Origin of the sequence: Rhodococcus sp. 11-3 (assembly GCF_023704055.1) — a bacterium.
In the GTDB taxonomy this organism is placed as follows: Bacteria; Actinomycetota; Actinomycetes; order Mycobacteriales; family Mycobacteriaceae; genus Rhodococcus; species Rhodococcus aetherivorans.
This window is the reverse complement of record NZ_CP080406.1, coordinates 2,743,675-2,761,905: the sequence shown is the minus strand read 5'-3', so window position 1 is coordinate 2,761,905 and position 18,231 is coordinate 2,743,675. Positions and strand designations below refer to the sequence as shown.

At 71.9% G+C, this 18,231-nt stretch carries 17 protein-coding genes and 1 pseudogene; 8 read left to right on the top strand and 10 right to left on the bottom strand.

All coding sequences use genetic code 11. The features are described 5' to 3' along the window. Positions 1–68 precede the first annotated feature (68 nt). Complete coding sequence (locus KZJ41_RS13185) at positions 69–1,427, top strand: DUF349 domain-containing protein (protein ID WP_072635137.1); 1,359 nt, start codon at positions 69–71, stop codon at positions 1,425–1,427. A 74-nt stretch (positions 1,428–1,501) separates the two neighbouring features. On the opposite strand, the gene KZJ41_RS13180 is transcribed toward KZJ41_RS13185, so the two are convergent. Both KZJ41_RS13180 and miaB read right to left on the bottom strand, forming a co-directional pair. Next, positions 1,502–2,110: a hypothetical protein gene (locus KZJ41_RS13180; protein ID WP_006948249.1), complete on the bottom strand. Its 609-nt coding sequence runs from the start codon at positions 2,108–2,110 to the stop codon at positions 1,502–1,504. Next, on the bottom strand, positions 2,107–3,657 hold the full coding sequence (miaB, locus tag KZJ41_RS13175) for a tRNA (N6-isopentenyl adenosine(37)-C2)-methylthiotransferase MiaB (RefSeq protein ID WP_006948250.1): 1,551 nt from the start codon (positions 3,655–3,657) through the stop codon (positions 2,107–2,109). The genes KZJ41_RS13180 and miaB overlap by 4 nt, the downstream gene beginning before the upstream one ends. Positions 3,658–3,917: 260 nt before the next feature. Between miaB and KZJ41_RS13170 the strand changes: the two genes are divergently transcribed. The 4 genes from KZJ41_RS13170 (at position 3,918) to KZJ41_RS13155 (ending at position 7,228) form a co-directional block, all read left to right on the top strand. Then, positions 3,918–4,646, top strand: a complete 729-nt coding sequence (locus KZJ41_RS13170; RefSeq protein ID WP_029543348.1) for an amino acid ABC transporter ATP-binding protein — start codon at positions 3,918–3,920, stop codon at positions 4,644–4,646. 59 nt (positions 4,647–4,705) lie between these two features. Next, on the top strand, positions 4,706–5,539 hold the full coding sequence (locus tag KZJ41_RS13165) for a glutamate ABC transporter substrate-binding protein (protein ID WP_006948252.1): 834 nt from the start codon (positions 4,706–4,708) through the stop codon (positions 5,537–5,539). 82 nt (positions 5,540–5,621) lie between these two features. Further along, entirely contained in the window at positions 5,622–6,302 is a 681-nt protein-coding gene (locus tag KZJ41_RS13160) for an amino acid ABC transporter permease (protein WP_006948253.1), read from the top strand. Further along, positions 6,299–7,228 (top strand): amino acid ABC transporter permease, encoded by a 930-nt coding sequence (locus tag KZJ41_RS13155; RefSeq protein ID WP_251550873.1) that lies wholly within the window; start codon positions 6,299–6,301, stop codon positions 7,226–7,228. The genes KZJ41_RS13160 and KZJ41_RS13155 overlap by 4 nt, the downstream gene beginning before the upstream one ends. A 4-nt stretch (positions 7,229–7,232) precedes the next feature. Here KZJ41_RS13155 and recX read toward each other — a convergent pair whose 3' ends face one another. The 4 genes from recX to KZJ41_RS13135 form a co-directional block, all read right to left on the bottom strand. Continuing rightward, complete coding sequence (recX, locus tag KZJ41_RS13150) at positions 7,233–7,811, bottom strand: recombination regulator RecX (protein WP_006948258.1); 579 nt, start codon at positions 7,809–7,811, stop codon at positions 7,233–7,235. Between the two features lie 8 nt (positions 7,812–7,819). Continuing rightward, positions 7,820–8,860, bottom strand: a complete 1,041-nt coding sequence (gene recA / locus KZJ41_RS13145; RefSeq protein ID WP_006948259.1) for a recombinase RecA — start codon at positions 8,858–8,860, stop codon at positions 7,820–7,822. A gap of 185 nt (positions 8,861–9,045) precedes the next feature. After that, complete coding sequence (locus KZJ41_RS13140) at positions 9,046–9,240, bottom strand: DUF3046 domain-containing protein (RefSeq protein ID WP_029543347.1); 195 nt, start codon at positions 9,238–9,240, stop codon at positions 9,046–9,048. A 63-nt stretch (positions 9,241–9,303) separates the two neighbouring features. Next, on the bottom strand, positions 9,304–10,458 hold the full coding sequence (locus tag KZJ41_RS13135; protein WP_044476646.1) for a glycosyltransferase: 1,155 nt from the start codon (positions 10,456–10,458) through the stop codon (positions 9,304–9,306). Between the two features lie 178 nt (positions 10,459–10,636). Between KZJ41_RS13135 and KZJ41_RS13130 the strand changes: the two are divergent. Next, positions 10,637–11,043 (top strand): annotated as a pseudogene (locus KZJ41_RS13130) (DUF427 domain-containing protein). A gap of 117 nt (positions 11,044–11,160) precedes the next feature. On the opposite strand, the gene KZJ41_RS13125 reads toward KZJ41_RS13130, so the two are convergent. From KZJ41_RS13125 to KZJ41_RS13115, 3 genes are all read right to left on the bottom strand, one after another. Further along, positions 11,161–12,702, bottom strand: a complete 1,542-nt coding sequence (locus tag KZJ41_RS13125; RefSeq protein ID WP_185712716.1) for a serine/threonine-protein kinase — start codon at positions 12,700–12,702, stop codon at positions 11,161–11,163. An 83-nt stretch (positions 12,703–12,785) separates the two neighbouring features. Then, positions 12,786–14,321, bottom strand: a complete 1,536-nt coding sequence (locus tag KZJ41_RS13120; protein WP_050035117.1) for a glycerol-3-phosphate dehydrogenase/oxidase — start codon at positions 14,319–14,321, stop codon at positions 12,786–12,788. After that, positions 14,318–14,935, bottom strand: a complete 618-nt coding sequence (locus tag KZJ41_RS13115; RefSeq protein WP_065922631.1) for a TetR/AcrR family transcriptional regulator — start codon at positions 14,933–14,935, stop codon at positions 14,318–14,320. Before KZJ41_RS13115 ends, KZJ41_RS13120 begins: the two co-directional genes overlap by 4 nt. A 20-nt stretch (positions 14,936–14,955) precedes the next feature. Here KZJ41_RS13115 and KZJ41_RS13110 point away from each other — a divergent pair, with 20 nt between their 5' ends. Together KZJ41_RS13110 and KZJ41_RS13105 are read left to right on the top strand one after the other, a co-directional pair. Then, a complete protein-coding gene (locus KZJ41_RS13110; RefSeq protein WP_044476648.1) occupies positions 14,956–16,578 on the top strand; it encodes an FAD-binding oxidoreductase in 1,623 nt (540 codons plus the stop codon). Beyond that, entirely contained in the window at positions 16,575–17,480 is a 906-nt protein-coding gene (locus KZJ41_RS13105; RefSeq protein WP_006948271.1) for a diacylglycerol kinase, read from the top strand. Before KZJ41_RS13110 ends, KZJ41_RS13105 begins: the two co-directional genes overlap by 4 nt. Here the strand turns inward: KZJ41_RS13105 and KZJ41_RS13100 are convergent. Then, complete coding sequence (locus tag KZJ41_RS13100) at positions 17,462–18,181, bottom strand: PIG-L deacetylase family protein (protein ID WP_006948272.1); 720 nt, start codon at positions 18,179–18,181, stop codon at positions 17,462–17,464. The two genes, KZJ41_RS13105 and KZJ41_RS13100, sit on opposite strands and share 19 nt — an antisense overlap. Between the last annotated feature and the right edge of the window lie 50 nt (positions 18,182–18,231).

The following is an 18,231-nucleotide window of genomic DNA, read 5'->3' as shown; positions in this document are numbered from 1 at the left end:
CCTCCGCGGCCCGACCACGCGAACCAGTGTGACCAGGCAGCCGTGCCGCGCGGCAGAGATGAGGACCGATGACCGACCCGAACGCAACGCAGGAATCCCGCGCTCCGAAGCCGGGCGCTCCCAAACCGGGTCGGCAGCGGCCGGCCCCCGAGTCGTCGGCACCCAAGCCGCACCCGGCCGCCCATCCCCATCCGCAGCCCACGGTCCCGGCCAGCGATCCGAGCCGGTGGGGCCGCGTCGACGAGGACGGCACGGCGTGGGTGAAGACCGCCGAGGGCGAGCGGTGCATCGGGTCCTGGCAGGCGGGCGACGCCGCCGAGGGGCTTGCCCACTTCGGCCGCCGGTACGACGACCTCGCGACCGAGGTGGCGATCCTCGAGTCGCGGCTGAGCTCGGGCACCGGGGACGCGAAGAAGACCCGGGCGGCCGCCCAGGCGCTCGCGGAGTCCTTGCCCACCGCCGCCGTGATCGGTGACCTCGACACCCTCGCCGAGCGGCTCGCGGCGATCGTCGCGGACTCGGAGAAGGCGGCGGTCGCCGCGAAACAGGAGAAGGAGCACCAGCGGGCGGCGGCCACCGCCCGCAAGGAGGCCCTCGCGGCCGAGGCCGAGCAGATCGGCGCCGAGTCGACCCAGTGGAAGGCTGCCGGCGACCGGTTGCGGGAGATCCTCGAGGAGTGGAAGACGATCCGCGGCGTGGACCGTAAGGTCGACGACGCCCTGTGGCGGCGCTATTCGAAGGCCCGCGAGGCGTTCAACCGCCGGCGCGGCGCGCACTTCGCCGAACTGGACCGCGAGCGCGCCGCCGCCCGGGCCCGCAAGGAGGATCTCGTGGCGCAGGCCGAGGAACTGCAGGACTCGACCGACTGGGGTGCGACGGCGGCCGCGTTCCGGGAACTTCTCGCCGAGTGGAAGGCGGCCGGTCGGGCGCCGCGCGAGGCCGACGATCAGCTGTGGAAGCGGTTCAAGGGCGCCCAGGACGTGTTCTTCGCCGCCCGCAACGCGGCCGCCTCGGAGCGGGACGCGGAGTTCGAGGAGAACGCGCAGGCGAAGGAGGCGCTGCTGCAGTCGGCGGCGTCGATCGATCCGGCGGCGGACATCGACGCCGCCCGGGCCCGGCTGCGCGAGCTGCAGGACAGGTGGGAGGAGATCGGCAAGGTCCCGCGGGAGCGGATGCACGACCTCGAGAGCCGTCTGCGGGCGATCGAGAAGCGGGTCCGCGAGGCTGCCGAGTCCGAATGGCGGCGCACCGACCCGGAGGCGCTCGCCCGTGCCGCCCAGTTCCGGGAGCGCGTGCGCCAGTTCGAGGAGCAGGCCGCCAAGGCCACCGCCGCGGGCCGCCCGAAGGACGCCGAGAGTGCGCTCGCGCAGGCGCAGCAGTGGCGGGAATGGGCCGACGCCGCGGAAGGAGCCGTCGGGGAGCGCTGAGCGCCCCTCCGGACACGACGGTGCCCCCGGCTCGTTCGAGCCGGGGGCACCGTCGTTCGTCCGGTCCCGGGCGGTCAGTCGTCGAGCAGGCCCTTGTTCTCCTGCTGGGCGGCCGCGTTGCGGAGTTCCTCCTCGGCGGCGAGCTGAAGCGCGGTGCGCGTCCACACCACCTTCGCCCAGTGGAAGGTGAGCACCATGACGGTGATCCAGCCCAGGATCAGGCCGATGCCCGGTCCCGCGCCCGGGTCGCCGACCGGCAGGGTCTGCCTCGACCAGATCGAGAGCATGCCGAACACGATCGACACCGCGGAGCCGGCCAGCGCCAGCCACGCCAGCACCCACCGGCGGGTGACGAGCGCCAGGATGGAGAAGATCGCGCCGAACACCAGAGCGAGCCACACGAAGATGCGGGAGGGCAGCGCGATGGACTCGGCGGTCGCGTCGGGGGCGAAGGACAGCACCTCCCACCCGTTGGCCGCCCCGGCATGGGGCAGGCTGAACGAGCCGAGCAGCACGAGCACCGCGACCGCGACGACGAGCGCGCGGGCTCCGGGGTCGATCTCGCCGGCGATCTTGCGTTCGGCTGCCTCGAGGTCGGCGCGGACTTCGTCCATCGGATCCCTTCCGTCGTCCCCGGCGTCGTCGCCGGGCGTCCTGCCCTCGTCGGGGCCGCTCGCGGTCATGCGTCACATCCCGTCTGTGCCGGAAGTGGCTCGGGCACACCGATCTGCGGGAGACCGAGCCCCACCCCGATGGGGGGCGTCTTGGGGGTGCGGCCCTGCTCGAACCGGTCGCCGGCGCGGGTGCGCCGATGAGTCAGGATCGGGGTGTCCGCGACCAGATGGTGCGGGGCGGCCTCGCTGATCACGATCGTGACGACGTCGCCCGGGCGAACCGCACGGTCGATGTTGCCCTCGGGCCGGAAGTGCACGAGCCGGCCGTCACGGGCGCGGCCGCTCATCCGGGCGGTCTCGGAGTCCTTGCGGCCCTCCCCCGCGGCGACGAGCAACTCGACCTCCCTGCCGACGAGCGCGAGGTTCTCCTCGAGGGTGATCCGCTCCTGCAGCGCGATGAGCCGTTCGTACCGTTCCTGCACCACCGCCTTGGGCAGCTGGCCGTCCATCTCCGCGGCCGGCGTGCCGGGTCGCCTGGAGTACTGGAAGGTGAAGGCGCTGGTGAACCGGGCCTTCTCGACGACGTCGAGGGTCTCCTGGAAGTCCTCCTCGGTCTCGCCGGGGAACCCGACGATGATATCGGTGGTGATCGCCGCGTGCGGCATGGCCGCGCGCACCTTCTCGATGATCCCGAGGAACCGCTCCTTGCGGTACGAGCGGCGCATCGCGCGCAGGACGCGGTCCGAGCCGGACTGCAGCGGCATATGCAGCTGCGGGCACACGTTCGGGGTCTGCGCCATCGCCTCGATGACGTCGTCGGTGAACTCCGCGGGGTGCGGGGAGGTGAAGCGGACCCGTTCGAGACCCTCGATACCGCCGCAGGCGCGCAGCAGCGCGGCGAACGCGCCGCGGTCGCGGGGCTGCTCCGGATCGGCGAAGGAGCGGCCGTAGGAGTTGACGTTCTGCCCGAGCAGGGTCACCTCGAGGACGCCCTCGTCGACGAGCGCGCGGACCTCGGCGAGGATGTCACCGGGCCGGCGGTCCACCTCCTTGCCACGCAGCGACGGCACGATGCAGAAGGTGCAGGTGTTGTTGCAGCCCACGGAGATCGACACCCAGCCGGCGTAGCTGGACTCGCGCCGGGCGGGCAGGGTCGAGGGGAACGCCTCGAGCGATTCGAGGATCTCGACCTCGGCGCGGCGGTTGTGCCGGGCACGATCGAGCAGCGCCGGCAGGTTGCCGATGTTGTGCGTCCCGAACACGACGTCGACCCACGGCGCCTTCTTCACGACGACCTCGCGGTCCTTCTGGGCAAGGCACCCACCGACGGCGATCTGCATGTTCGGGTTGGCGTCCTTGACGGGCCGCAGATGGCTCAGGTTGCCGTAGAGCTTGTTGTCGGCATTCTCCCGCACCGCGCAGGTGTTGAAGACCACGAGATCGGCGGGCGCACCCGGCCCTGCCTTGGTGAACCCGGAGTCCTCGAGCAGCCCGGACAGGCGCTCCGAGTCGTGCACGTTCATCTGGCAGCCATAGGTGCGCACCTCGTAGGTGCGGGCGCCGACCTCGGCGGTCGCGTCGAGGGCGGCCGGGGCGCTGGGGGGTTCATGGTCCATCGATGACACGTCCCAGCCTAGCTCACGGGGCCGGACCGCTCCTGAAGTGGGCCGAGAGAGACAAACTAGTCCATCGCGCGACCCGGCGGGGCGAACCGGAACCGGCCTTTCGGGGCCGACCGTAAATTTTCCATTACGCAGTCCGAACTCGGCTTGCGAAAATTGCGGCACGGCGGCGCGGGCAGCATAGGGTTCTGTCCATGACACCAGCGGCGGTCGAATTCGAGAAGCCCTCCGGCTCGGCAGGCGGCGCACCCCCGATGATCTCGATGTCGGCGGTGGAGAAGCACTTCGGAGCCCTGCACGTGCTGCAGGACATCAACCTCGAAGTATCGGCGGGTCAGGTCGTGATCGTGGTGGGGCCGTCCGGGTCCGGCAAGTCCACCCTGTGCCGGACCATCAACCGGCTCGAGCCGATCGACTCGGGCGAGATCCGGGTGGACGGCAAGCTGCTTCCCGCAGAAGGTAAGGCGCTCGCGGCGCTGCGAGCCGACGTGGGAATGGTGTTCCAGTCGTTCAACCTGTTCGCGCACAAGACCATCCTCGAGAACGTCATGCTCGCCCCGGTAAAGGTCCGTCGCAAGGGCAGGACCGAGGCCAAGGAGCAGGCGCTGCAACTTCTCGACCGCGTCGGCATCGCCAATCAGGCGGAAAAGTATCCCGCGCAGCTCTCGGGCGGCCAGCAGCAGCGCGTCGCGATCGCGCGGGCACTGGCGATGAACCCGAAGGTCATGCTGTTCGACGAGCCGACCTCGGCGCTGGACCCCGAGATGGTCCAGGAGGTGCTCGACGTCATGACGTCGCTGGCCCGGGAGGGCATGACGATGCTCGTCGTCACCCACGAGATGGGCTTCGCCCGCAAGGCCGGCAACCGCGTGCTGTTCATGGCGGACGGGCAGATCATCGAGGACACCGACCCCGACACGTTCTTCACCGCACCCAAGTCCGCCCGCGCCCAGGACTTCCTCGGCAAGATCCTCAGTCACTGATCCGGCGTCGCTGCCGCACCGGAACCGGGGCGGCATCACCCACAACACGGAGGTACTCGATGAGAATCACCCGCTCGGTTCGCCTGGGCATCGGCGCGATCGCCGTCGCCGTGCTCGCCACCGCGTGTGGCGGAGACGAGCAGCGCAGCGTGTCGCAGTCCGCCGAGAGCGGCTCCCTCGTCGTCGGCATCAAGTTCGACCAGCCCGGGCTCGGGTTGCGCAACCCCGACGGTACCTTCAGCGGGTTCGACGTCGAGGTCGCGAAGTACGTCGGGCAGCAGCTGGGAGTGGCGCCGGAGAACATCGAGTTCAAGGAAGCCCCGTCCCCGCAGCGCGAGACCCTCATCGAGAACGGTGAGGTGGACTACATCGTCGCCACCTACTCGATCACCGACACGCGCAAGGAGAAGGTCGACTTCGCCGGGCCGTACTTCGTCGCCGGCCAGTCGTTGCTCGTGCGTGCCGACAACACCGACATCACCGGACCGGAGTCGCTCAACGGCGGCAAGCGGCTGTGCTCGGTGGCCGGCTCCACCCCCGCACAGAAGGTCAAGGACACCTACGCGCAGGACGTGCAGCTGCAGGAGTTCGACACCTACTCCGCCTGCGTCGAGGCGCTGCGCAACGGTGCGGTCGACGCCGTGACCACCGACGACATCATTCTCGCCGGTTACGCGGCCCAGTACCCGGGCCAGTTGAAGGTCGTGGGCGAGCCGTTCACGGAAGAGCGCTACGGTATCGGTCTGGCCAAGGGCGACACCGAGTCCCGCAACCAGATCAACGACGCGATCGAAGAGATGATCTCGAGCGGGGCCTGGCAGGCCGCCCTCGAATCCACTGTCGGCCCGTCCGGATACCCCCTGCCGGAACCGCCGCAGGTCGACCGCTACTGACCGTCCCCGCCGTCCGGCCGGCCCGTTCGACGACTCGTCACGGGCCGGCCGGATCCCAGTCCCCGATCGGTGGAGTTGACCTGTGGATCTGTTGAGCAAGTACGGCGATCAGTTGATCGACGCCTTCTGGACCACCGTGCAGTTGACGGTGTTCTCGGCGATCGGCGCGCTGATCCTCGGAACGATCCTCGCCGGCATGCGCGTGTCCCCGGTGCCGGTGGCACGGGCGGTCGGCACCGTGTACGTGGGGATCTTCCGCAACACCCCCCTGACGCTGATCATCATCTTCTGCCTGTTCGGCCTGTCACAGACGCTGGGCATCAGCCTTGCCCCCCAGTCGTCGCCGACGTTCCTGGTGGACAACAACTTCCGGCTCGCGGTGCTGGGCCTGAGCGTCTATACCGCGGCGTTCGTCTGCGAGTCGCTGCGCTCGGGCATCAACACCGTCAACGTCGGGCAGGCCGAGGCGGGCCGCTCCCTCGGGCTGACCTTCGGCCAGAATCTGCGCCTGATCGTGCTGCCGCAGGCGTTCCGCGCGGTGATCGCACCCCTCGGCAGCGTGCTGATCGCCCTGACCAAGAATTCGACGATCGCGTCCGTCATCGGCGTCTCGGAGGCCTCCCTGCTGATGAAGACCATGATCGAGAACGAGGCGCAGATCTTCGTCATCGGCGGCATCTTCGCCCTCGGCTTCGTGATCCTGACCCTGCCCACGGGCCTGCTGTTCGGCTGGCTGAGCACGCGATTCGAGGTGTCCCGGTGAGCACCGGCCGCGCAACCGTCCTCTACGACGCCCCCGGCCCCCGGGCGCGAACGATCTACCACGTCGCCTCGGCGGCGGTGGCCGTGCTGCTCGTCGCCGTCGGCTATTTCGTCTACCGGGCTCTCGACGACAAGGGGCAGCTCACCACCGCGAAGTGGGAGCCGTTCCTGGAATCGAGCTCGTGGACCACGTATCTGATCCCCGGCATCCGGGGCACCCTCATCGCGGCCGCGGTATCCATCGTGCTCGCCCTGATCCTCGGGGCCGCGCTGGGCATCGGCCGGCTCTCCGATCACCGGCCCGTGCGCGCGGTGTGCGGCTTCATCGTCGAACTGTTCCGGGCCATCCCGGTACTGATCCTGATGATCTTCGCCTACCAGCTGTTCGCCGAATACCAGGTCTTCCGGTCGAAGTACCTGGCGCTGGCGGCGGTGGTCACCGGCCTGACCCTCTACAACGGCTCGGTGATCGCCGAGATCGTCCGCGCCGGCATCCGGTCGCTGCCCCGCGGGCAGACCGAGGCCGCCGCGGCGCTGGGCATGCGCAAGGGCCAGATCATGCGTCTGATCCTGTTGCCACAGGCCGCCACGGCGATGTTGCCGGCGATCGTCTCGCAGATGGTGGTGGCCCTGAAGGACTCCGCGCTCGGCTATCTCATCGGGTACGTCGAAGTCGTGCGCGCCGGTCAGCAGCTCGGCGCGTTCTTCGGCAACTACCTGCCGTCGCTGCTCGTGGTGGCCGCGATCATGATCGTGCTCAACGGCGCGTTGACGGTCGTCGCGACGCGGCTCGAGCGGCGTCTGCGGACCGGACGCAAGAACCGTGCCGCGATGCCGGAGGCCGACGAGAACGCCCCCGACAACGTGCTTTCCGGCATGACCGTCCCGGGGGTGGACATCACCAGCGATCACGACAAGCGCCGGTAACCCGTCAGTCGGTGGCGACGTCGCCGGGCTCGGGATCGAGCCCGGCGAGTTCGCCGCGGACCACGTCGAAGGCCACGCCCTGCGGGTAACCACGGCGGGCGAGCATGCCGACCAGCCGTCGCACCACCTTGTCCCGTTCCGCGGCGATCTCGCGCCGATCCCCCTCCGTGGGCAGCGGGGGCTGGGTGCGCAGCTTCTTGCGCACCAGTTCGGCGGCGCGGGCGCGTTCGTCGTCGCCGTCGATCTGCTCCAGCGCCTCAGCCGCCTCGTGCTGCCCGATCCCCTTGCGGCGCAGTTCCATTGCCAGAGCACGTTTGCCCCGGCCGGCATGCCGATGACGGGAGCGCACCCACTGCTGGGCGAACTCGGCGTCGTCGACGAGGCCCACCTCGGTGAGCCGGTCGAGGGTCCGCTCGGCGACGTCCGCGGCGAAGCCCTTCTGTTCGAGTTTCGCGGCGAGTTCGGCGCGGCTGCGAGCCCGGTCGGTCAGCAGACGGAGGCACAGGTCCTTGGCCTGTGCCTCCGTTCCGCCGCCGGGCAGGTCGCCGCCGCGCCGGTCACCGCGACGGGAGTCGCTGCCCAACGCTCGACTCAGAAGTCGGCGGGCTCGTCGGCGGGCTCGGCGGTGACGTCCGCCCCGATGCCGAGCTTCTCCTTGATCTTCTTCTCGATCTCGTCCCGGACGTCGGTGTTCTCCAGCAGGAACTTGCGGGCGTTCTCCTTGCCCTGACCGAGCTGGTCGCCCTCGTAGGTGTACCAGGAGCCGGACTTGCGGATGAAGCCCTGCTCGACCCCCATGTCGATGAGCGAGCCCTCCTTGCTGATGCCGTGGCCGTAGAGGATGTCGAACTCGGCCTGCTTGAAGGGCGGCGACACCTTGTTCTTGACGACCTTGACGCGGGTGCGGTTGCCCACCGCGTCGGAGCCGTCCTTGAGGGTCTCGATACGGCGCACGTCCAGGCGCACCGAGGCGTAGAACTTCAAAGCCTTGCCGCCGGTGGTCGTTTCGGGCGAGCCGAACATCACACCGATCTTCTCGCGCAGCTGGTTGATGAAGATCGCGGTGGTGCCCGAGTTGTTGAGCGCACCGGTCATCTTGCGCAGCGCCTGGCTCATCAGGCGGGCCTGCAGGCCGACGTGGCTGTCACCCATCTCGCCCTCGATCTCGGCGCGCGGCACCAGGGCCGCCACCGAGTCGACCACGATGATGTCGAGCGCGCCGGAACGGATCAGCATGTCCGCGATCTCGAGCGCCTGCTCACCGGTATCCGGCTGCGACACGAGCAGGGCGTCGGTGTCGACACCGAGCTTGCGCGCGTACTCGGGATCGAGCGCGTGCTCGGCGTCGATGAAGGCGGCGATGCCGCCGGCGGCCTGGGCGTTGGCCACGGCGTGCAGCGCGACCGTCGTCTTACCGGAGGATTCCGGGCCGTAGATCTCGACGACCCGGCCGCGCGGGAGGCCGCCGATGCCGAGCGCGACGTCGAGCGCGATCGAGCCCGTCGGGATCACGGCGATGGGCTGGCGGGACTCCTCCCCCAGGCGCATCACCGAGCCCTTGCCGAAGCTCTTGTCGATCTGCGCGAGCGCCAGCTCGAGCGCCTTGTCGCGATCGTGTGCCTGTGGTGCCATCGTGGTCCCCTTTTCGAGTCTCGTCTTGCTTGCCGATGACGTTAGAGTCCGGCACCGACAAGTTCGCCGTCCCGACCGGCGAGCGGCCGGATCTGTGGATGAATCGGACGCCTGTGGACTACTTCTTCACCACCCGCGGACCAGCATAGGCGAACAACTGTTCGAACGGAACGGGCGCGGCGGTTTCACCGGCGCGCGGGCGGGACGTCGAACTCCTCGCACAGGGCCCGCCACACCTCACGGGGTTCCCGGCCGGCCTCGATGGCCGCGGCGGCGGTCCGCCCGCCGAGCGAGAGCAGCACGTGGTCACGTAGCAGGGCGTCGCCGCGCAGCTGCCCGAACTCGTTGCGGACACACTCGTGAAATTCCGTCAGTCGCACCTGCGCCACGGTAGTCGCTTCCCGGACCCCCGACAGCGGCCGGTGGCGCGGACGCGGGGCACGTCACCGCATCGGCGCCACGACGCTGCGGCAGACGGTCACCGGGTCCTCGACCTGCGTTGCCGTCGCGGCGGCCAGGCGGGCCGCGCGCGTGAAGCGTGGCTCGGTCAGCACGGTGTCCACGGCCGCCCGCAGCGCGTCGGAGTCGAGTGGCCGCACGACCACCGCGCTGCCCTGCCGGGCGGCCCGATTGGCCAGCTCCCACTGGTCGCCGCCGCCGGGCACCACGACCGCGGGCACCCCGGCGCGCAGGGCCTTGGCGAGCATCCCGTGGCCGCCGCCGCACACCACCACGTCGGCCTGCTCGAGCAGCAGGTCCTGCCGGCCGTGCCCGGCCACGACGCCGTCCGGCCAGTCCCGCTCGGGCGGCTCGAGCATCGCGACGACGATCCGCATCCCGGATCCGCCGAGGCCCGTGCACACGGCGTCGAGCAGGCCGGGCACGCCGGTAGCCGCGGTGGACGGGGCCACCATCACCAGCGGTCCGTCGCCGGAGGGCGGCGCCAGGACGTCGCCGGTGGGCTCCCACAGCAGCGGCCCGACGACGTGCGCCCCGGCGGGCCAGTCCGGTCGCGGCACCTCGAGGGCGGGCAGGGTGGCGACGAGCCGGGCCGCCGGCCCCGGATCCCGGGCGGCCAGGCCGATCCCGACGCGCGCCGCGGACCGTTCGCGTTCCCCCTGCCGGATCGACCGGGCGGTCGCCGCGCGCAGCACCGTGTCCCGCGCGCGCCCGCGCAGCCCGGTGCCTGCGGCGAGACCGCTGCCGATGGGGGGCAGCCCCCGCGAGGGCAGATACAGCGGATGGGGCGACAGCTCCACCCAGGGGATACCGAGGCGTTCGGCGGCCATGCCGCCGCCCGCGGTGAGCACGTCGGAGACGACGAGGTCGGGCAGCAAGGCGCTGAGCCCGGGCAGCATCTCGGACGCGATGTGGGCGGCGCGGGCATGGATGCGGGCACCGGCATCGGCATCGTCGTCCTCCGGACGCGGGGCCAGCCCGGCGAGTGGCGCGAGCGTCACCCCGTCCAGGTCGAGGCCGAGCCACCGCTCGCCGGTGAAGAGGACGGGCTCGTCGCCCGCCTCGGCCAGACGCAGGCTCAGGGCTATCGCCGGGATCGCATGCCCGGCGTCGGGCCCGGCCACCACCGCCACTCGCATCGGCTCAGACTGCCACACCCGCTCCGCGCTGCCCGGTTGTGGAGGCGACGCCGGGAGTACCGGCCGCCGCTGCAGCGCCTCGGCGGTGGGGCTCGCCCGGGCTGTGCCCACCGCGTCGTACGTGCGAGCCTGGAAGCATGACGATGTCGGCAGGTGTCCCGTGAGGAGCGGCCATCCGGTGCCGGACCCCGTCGGTCCGGGGCAGGAGTCGGTGTGGGACTACCCACGGCCGCCCGTGGTCCGACGGAGCGACGAGCTGGTCGAGGTGTGGCTCGGACATGCTTCGCCGAAGGGGTCCTGCGGCCGGTTCCCGGGAGCACGGTGTGCGAGTGGAAGGGACGGGCCGACTATTTCGACGTCGTGGCAGGCGGACACGTCGCCGAGCGTGCGGCGTGGCACTATCCCCGGCCGGTTGCCGGATACGAGGCACTCGTCGGGCATGTGGCAGTCATGCCGGGTCCGATGGACGGCTGTTTCGTCGACGGCGAGCGGGTGCGTCCCCAGGCGGGGGGCTTCTACGGCGGCTGGATCACCGATCGGGTGGTCGGCCCCTTCAAAGGCGGGCCCGGCAGTCGCTACTGGTGATCGCAGGGAGGGGCGGGCACGGCCGCGGCGACGGGCCCGAATCCGGGGACGGCCACCGATCGGCGCGGAGATCGGCGGCAACAGTCCCACGGCGTGGCCGTTCCGCGGCGCCGGCGGTCACGGATACGCCGACCAGAACTGGAGCACCTGCTCGCGGGTGGTGACCGTTCCGTTGTCGATGATCAGCAGTTCGTCCTCGTCGAACGTGTAGCGAACAGGTCCGGCCACGACGGTGAATCCGGCGGCGGCCGGGGCGGCGTCGGCCAGTTCGATGTCGGCACCGTCGCTGAGCCGCAGGCCCTTGTAGTAGAGGCGATCGAAGTCGTTGCGGCACACCAGGACCCGCGACTCCGACGTGCGCGCCACCGCGACGGCCTCGTCGGTCGAGTTGCAGCGCGGCCCGATGTCGTCGTCGAAGCCCCGGGTGTCCGCCTGCGCGACCGGGATGCGGTCCGGGCGGCTCTGCGGCGGGGCCGTGGTCGTCGGTGCGGACGAAGTGGTGAGGAGGTCGGTGACCTCCGCCGTGACCGTCGCGGGGGGCGGCACCACCGGACCGGGGCTGTCGATCTGCCCGGTGGCCGAGGTGTCGGCCCGCACATCCGGCTCCGGCGCCTCGCCGCGGCCGGGCAGGATCCACGTCAGCGATCCGACGAGCGCGAGGCCCACGATCGCGGCGCCCAGCAGCACGAGCAGCGGCCGACGGGAACGCGACGTCGGGTGTCCGGGCGGGGCGGTCGGACCGGCGGACACGGGGGCGGGTTCGGCGGCGGTGAACGCCCGGGTCGGCGCGGTGACGGGCTCGGTGACCGGCTCGGTGAGAGCGGCACGCGCGGCCGCGGCCAGCGCACCGCACGTGGGGAAGCGGTCCTCGGGGCGCTTGGCCATCGCGCGGGCGATCACATCGTCGAACGCGGACGGCAGGTCCGGCCGCGCCGCGGTGGGGCGCGGCGGGGGCAGATGCAGATGCGCGTGGACCAGATGGGCCGGCTCGGACCCCGGATACGGTGGCCGCGTCGTGAGCAGCTGATAGAGCGTGCACCCGAGGGCGTAGACGTCGGTCCGGGGGCCGAGGGGCCGCCCCTCGATCTGTTCGGGGGACGCGTACTGCAGGCTGGCGACGAGCATGCCGGTCTCGGTGACCGCCGTGCTGTCGAGGCTCTTCGCGATCCCGAAGTCCGCGAGCAGGACGCGCTCGGGTTCGCTCGCCCCGCTCGGCGTGAGCAGGATGTTCGCGGGCTTGACGTCGCGGTGCAGTATCCCGTGTGCATGCGCGTAATCGAGCGCGCGGGCGGTCTCGGACACGATATGCACGGCGCGCCCCGGAGGCATCGGTCCCCTGCGCAGTGCACCCACCGCGTCGGTGCCGTCCACGTACTGCATCGCAATCCACAACTGGTCGCCGACATTGCCGCGGTCGTACACGGTGACGATGTTGGGATGTTCGAGCCGCGCCACGTGGTCGGCCTCCCGGAGGAACCGGCTGCGGTTTCCCGGGTTCGCGGTCGCCGACGGGTCGAGCAGCTTCAGCGCGATGAAACGCGGCAGGTTCGGATGCCGCGCCAGGTAGACGCTGCCCATCCCTCCCGTGCCGAGGCGGCGTTCGATACGGTACCCGGCGAACACGGAGCCGGTCTGCAGTTCTCCCACGGTGTCGTCCACTCCCGAGTCCGTCGCGGCGCCCGCCCGACAGCCGTCTCAGAATATCGCGCACGTGAAGAGTGCCGGGCCGGACGCTCGGGCGGTCAGGCCGACACATCCCCGGCGGCGTCGAGCGCCCGGGCCCGGTCGCCGGGCACGAGCCCGATCCGGGTGCGGCGGTCGAGGATGTCGTCGACGTCGAGGGCGCCCTCGTGGGTGACGGCGAATTCCAGTTCGGCGCGGCTAATGTCGAGCCCGGGGACGATCGGTTCCAGCCGGCGCGGGTCCGCGGCGAGCAGGGCCGCCTCGGTGCCGTAGCGCCGCACCAGGTTCGCCGGGGCGGCGACGGTGCGCAGCACGGCAGGAGTCGCGGCGCCGACGAGGGGGAGCCGCTGGGTGCGGCACGGCCCGACACGCAGTCCGGCCGTCTCGACGGCCGCGTCGACGGCGTCCTGCGCCATCCGCCGGTAGGTGGTGAGCTTGCCGCCGACGATGCCGATCGGACCGGACTCGGAGCGCACGACCGCGTGCCGGCGCGACAGGTCCGCGGTGCCGCCGCCGGTGTCGGTACCCGGCGCGGAGGAGTCGAGCAGCGGCCGCAGTCCCGCGAAGGTGCCGAGGACGTCGTTGCGGGTCAGGGGCACGGCGAGGGCGGTGTTGGCGGTGTCGAGGAGGAAGTCGATCTCACCGTCGGTGGCCTGCGGGACGTCGGGCAGCGCGCCGGGCGCCTCCTCGTCGGTCAGTCCCAGATAGATGCGGCCCAGCTGGGCGGGCAGCGCGAAGACGAACCGGTTGGTGGCGCCGGGAATCGGCACGGTGAGCGCGGCCGTGGGGTTGCCGAGGGCGGCGGCGGCGAGCACGAGGTGGGTGCCGCGGCTCGGTCGCAGCCGGATCGACGGATCCACCTGTCCCGCCCACACGCCCGCCGCGTTGATCACGGCGCGGGCCGTCACCCGCACCTCGGTGCCTGTGAGGGTGTCGCGCAGGGCGGCGCCGTCGGCCGTGACGGAGTGGGCGTCGACGCGGGTGAGGATGCGGGCGCCGTAGGAGGCGGCGGTGCGGGCGAGGGCGACGACGAGCCGGGCGTCGTCGACGAGCTGGCCGTCGTAGGCGAGCAGTCCCCCGCGCAGCCCGTCGCGCCGGACGGCGGGGACCAGGTCGGCGGCGCGCCCCGCGCCGATGCGGCGCGAGCGCGGCAGCACCGCGGACGGCGTGTGCGCGGAGACCCGCAGGGCGTCGCCGGCGAGGAACCCGGTGCGCACGAGCGCGGCCTCGCCGCGGCCGACCGACGGCAGCAGCGGCACCAGCTGCGGCATCGCGCGCACCAGGTGCGGCGCCGTGTGGGTCATGAGAATTCCCCGCTCGACGGCACTTTCGCGGGCGATACCGATGTTCCCGGTGGCGAGATAGCGCAGGCCGCCGTGGACGAGCTTCGAACTCCACCGGCTGGTGCCGAAGGCGAGATCGTGCCGTTCGACGAGGACGACGCTCAGGCCGCGCGACGCGGCGTCGAGCGCGGCGCCGGCGCCGGTGACACCGCCGCCGACGACGAGCACGTCGACGGTGGGCCGGGCGGCGAGGTCGTCGAGTTCCCGGCGGCGGCGGGCGGCGTCGAGGGCACTGGAGGCGGGTCCGGTCACGGGCGATCCTCCCCGGAGGGTGCGAGATAGGTGTCGACGGCGTGCGCCAGCTCGGCCAGCAGGGCCGCCCGGTCGACCACCTCGGTGACCATCCCGGCGGACTGCACCACGGACTGGGCGGTGAGCAGCACGAACGCGGCGAGCGCGCGGACGTCGCCGGCGCGGACGGTGCCGTCGCGCTGGCCGAGGACGAGCGCCCCGGTCAGCACCTCGAGCACTGCGTGCTGGCTGGTCCCGAGCCGGTCCACGATGTACGTCATGAGCAGGTCCGGGTCCGACCGCAGGATCTTCTCGAACAGCGGATGTGTGCCGATCTCGTCGACGGCCGTCACGACGGCCCGCACGACGCGCGGCCGGACGGGCCCCTCTTCGCGGAGATCGGGCAGGACGGCGCGGATCTCACGGGTGAGAAGGTCCGCGACCAGGGCACGGGTGTCGGGCCAGCGACGATAGACCGTGGGGCGGCTGACACCGGCGCGCCGCGCCACCTCGGCGAGGGTGGTGCGCCGCAGTCCGAAGTCGAGCAGGCACGAGCGGGTGGCGTCGAGGATCTGGTTCTCGACGGTTGCCGCCGGCGGGCCGGAAGACCGGATCTCATCGTTACGAATAGACATTGTATGTAACACTGTAACGCATGACTGTGAGGTTCACACCGCAACACCCCACCGCCGCAGCCGAGATGGAGTGGGACGCGTGGGGCACGGCGGACCGCCGGAAGGAACTCGGCGAGGGCGTCCGCACACTGCTTCGACAGGCTCTCGGCGTGGACACCGAGCGCGCCCGTTCGCTGCCCGAGACCGCCGTGCGGCTCACCCCGTCCCGGCTGGGCACCCGGCACCACCAGGGCCTGCGGCGCATCGTCGGTCCGGAACACGTCGCCGACGACGACGCGGCCCGGCTCCGTCACGCCGGCGGCAAGAGCACCCTCGACCTGCTGCGGCGACAGAACCCCGGCCCGCAGGACGGTCCCGACGCGGTGCTGCGGCCCGGCAGCCACGACGAGGTGCTCGCCGTACTCGACTACTGCACGGGCGAGGGGATCGCCGTCGTGCCGTTCGGCGGCGGCACCAGCGTCGTCGGCGGGCTGGATCCGGTGCGCGACGGCTTCGAGGCCGTCGTCGCAGTGGACCTGCAACGGATGAACGCGCTCACCGATCTCGATCCGGTCTCCGGTCTGGCGACGCTGCAGGCCGGCGCGACCGGACCGCAGGCCGAGGAGCTGCTCGGTGCCCACGGCTTCTCGCTCGGGCACTTCCCGCAGAGCTTCCGCCACGCGACCGTGGGCGGGTTCGCCGTCACCCGATCCTCCGGCCAGGCCTCCGCGGGCCACGGCCGGTTCGACGAGATGGTCGAGCACCTCGTCGTCGCCACCCCGCGCGGTACCGTCCGGGCGGGCCGCGCCCCGGCCTCGGCCGCGGGCCCGGACCTGCGGCAACTGTTCCTCGGGTCCGAGGGCCTGTTCGGCATCGTCACCGAGGTCGGCGTGCGAATTCACCCGATTCCCGCCGCGACCGCCCACCGCGCCTGGTCGTTTCCCGACTTCGCCACGGGTGCGGACGCCCTGCGCACCCTCGTGCAGACCGGCGCCGTCCCCACCGTGCTGCGCCTGTCGGACGAGACCGAGACCGCGACGAACCTCGCGTTGCACGAACACATCGGTGCGACCGCCCCCACCGGATGCCTGGCCGTGACCACCGTCGAGGGCACCGCCGAACACGTACGAGCCCGCGCCGCGGAGGTCGACGCCCTGCTCTCGACCCTGGGCGGCACCGACCTCGGAGAAGAGCCGGCCCGCGCCTGGGAGCAGGGACGGTTCGACGCGCCGCACCTGCGCGACGCCCTGCTGCGGGTCGGGGCACTCGCCGAGACCCTCGAAACCGCCACCACGTGGAGCAATCTGGCGCGGCTGCGGACGGCGGTGACCGATGCGCTCACCGCCTCCCTGCAGGAACAGGGCACCCCGCCACTGGTGCTGTGCCACATCTCGCACACCTACCCCACCGGCGCGTCCCTGTACTTCACCGTCGTGTGCGCGCAGACGGACGATCCCCTCACGCAGTGGTCGGCGGCCAAGCGCGCCGCCACGGACGCGATCATGACGGCCGGCGGCACCGTCACCCACCACCACGCGGTCGGGCGCGACCATCGGCCGTGGATGGCCGACGAGATCGGGACTCTGGGCACCGGCCTGCTCCGCGCGGTCAAGGACGCACTCGACCCGCTCGGCATCCTCAACCCTGGAAAGCTGCTGCCGTGATCGAATCCGTCACCGTCCTGACGAACCCGGCCGCGGGCCCGCACACCGCGCGCGCGACGAGGTCCGCCACGGCCCGGCTGCGCGAACGGGGCCTGCGCGTCACCGAGATCGCCGGCGACACCCCGGAACACTCCCTCGAACTGGTGCGCCACGCCGTCGGCGAGGGAACCGGGGCACTCGTCGCGGTCGGCGGGGACGGGCTCGTCTGGCTCGCCTGGCAGGCGCTCGCGCAGACCGGGATTCCGCTCGGCATCGTCCCGGCCGGGACCGGCAACGACCTCGCCCGCGTCCTGCACGTGCCGTCGGATCCGGTGGCGGCGGCCGACGTGATCGCCGACGGGGCCACGCGGACGATCGACCTCGGAAGGGTCCGGGCGCCCGGGCGGCCGGACCACTGGTTCGGCACCGTGCTCGCCAGCGGATTCGACTCCCTGGTCACCGACCGCGCCAACCGGATGCGCCGGCCGCGCGGCCGGCTGCGCTACAACGTCGCGATGGTCGCGGAACTGGCGAATCTCCGCCTGCTGCCGTATCGCATCACGCTGGACGGCGACGACCTCGACGTGGCGGCGACGATGGTGGCCGTGGGCAATGCCTCCACCTACGGGGGCGGCATGCGCATCGCGCCGGACGCGCGTCTCGACGACGGCCTCCTCGACGTCGTGATCGTGACCTCGGCCAACCGGACCCGCCTGCTGCGCCTGTTCCCCACCGTCTACCGCGGCACCCACGTCGACCTGGACGAGGTGAGGGTGCACCGCGCCCGGCGGGTGCGGCTCGAGTGTCCCGGCATCTCCGCCTACGCGGACGGCGAACCGCTCGGACCGCTGCCCGTGGACGTCGAGGCCGTGCCCGGTGCCGGAGTCGTCCTCGTACCCGGCGGTCAGCCCCCGAACGTGTAGAGCTCGAACCCGGCGGCCCGTTCCGCCGCGAACCCGGGCAGAGCGGCCGTGGCCGACTCCACCTGCGCCCGGGCCTGGTCGAGCACGGGGGTGGGCGCGAGTGCCTCGAGATAGCGGCGGTGCTCGGCGAGGGACGCGACGCCGTCCTCGACGGTGTCGGTGACGTCCACTCCGTGAGTGGGAGACGTGGTGCTCACCGCCACCCACCGCACCCCCGGCCACGGCGGCAGACCCTGCTCGGCCAGGTCCGGGAAGATCCACTCGTTCGCCGCGTCGGTGACCGCGTCGAGCACGCTCAGCCCCAGGGCACGGTGGTCGGCGCTGTTGAGGACGCCGGGGAACCACGTGAGCCCGAAATTGCCGGTCACCACCATCTCGGGTCGGTGCCGCCGGATCGCCGCCGCAAGATCGCGGCGCAGGTCCGGCCCCGCCACCAGGCGGCCGTCGGGATGCCCGAGGAACTCGACCACCTCGACCCCGACGACCCGGGCGGATGCCCGCTCCTCCTGCTCGCGCAGCGGCCCGCACGCCGCCGGCGGCAGGCCCGCGATGCCGGCCTCGCCGCTGGTCGCCAGGACGTAGCGCACCTCCTTGCCCTGTCGGGTCCACCGCGCCACCGCGGACGCCGCGCCGTACTCGATGTCGTCGGGGTGCGCGGCGATCACGAGCGCCCGCTGCCAGTCCTCCGGTACCGGTTCCATTCGTCCACTATCGCCGATCACGATGCGGGGGTGGGGGCCTCGCGCATACT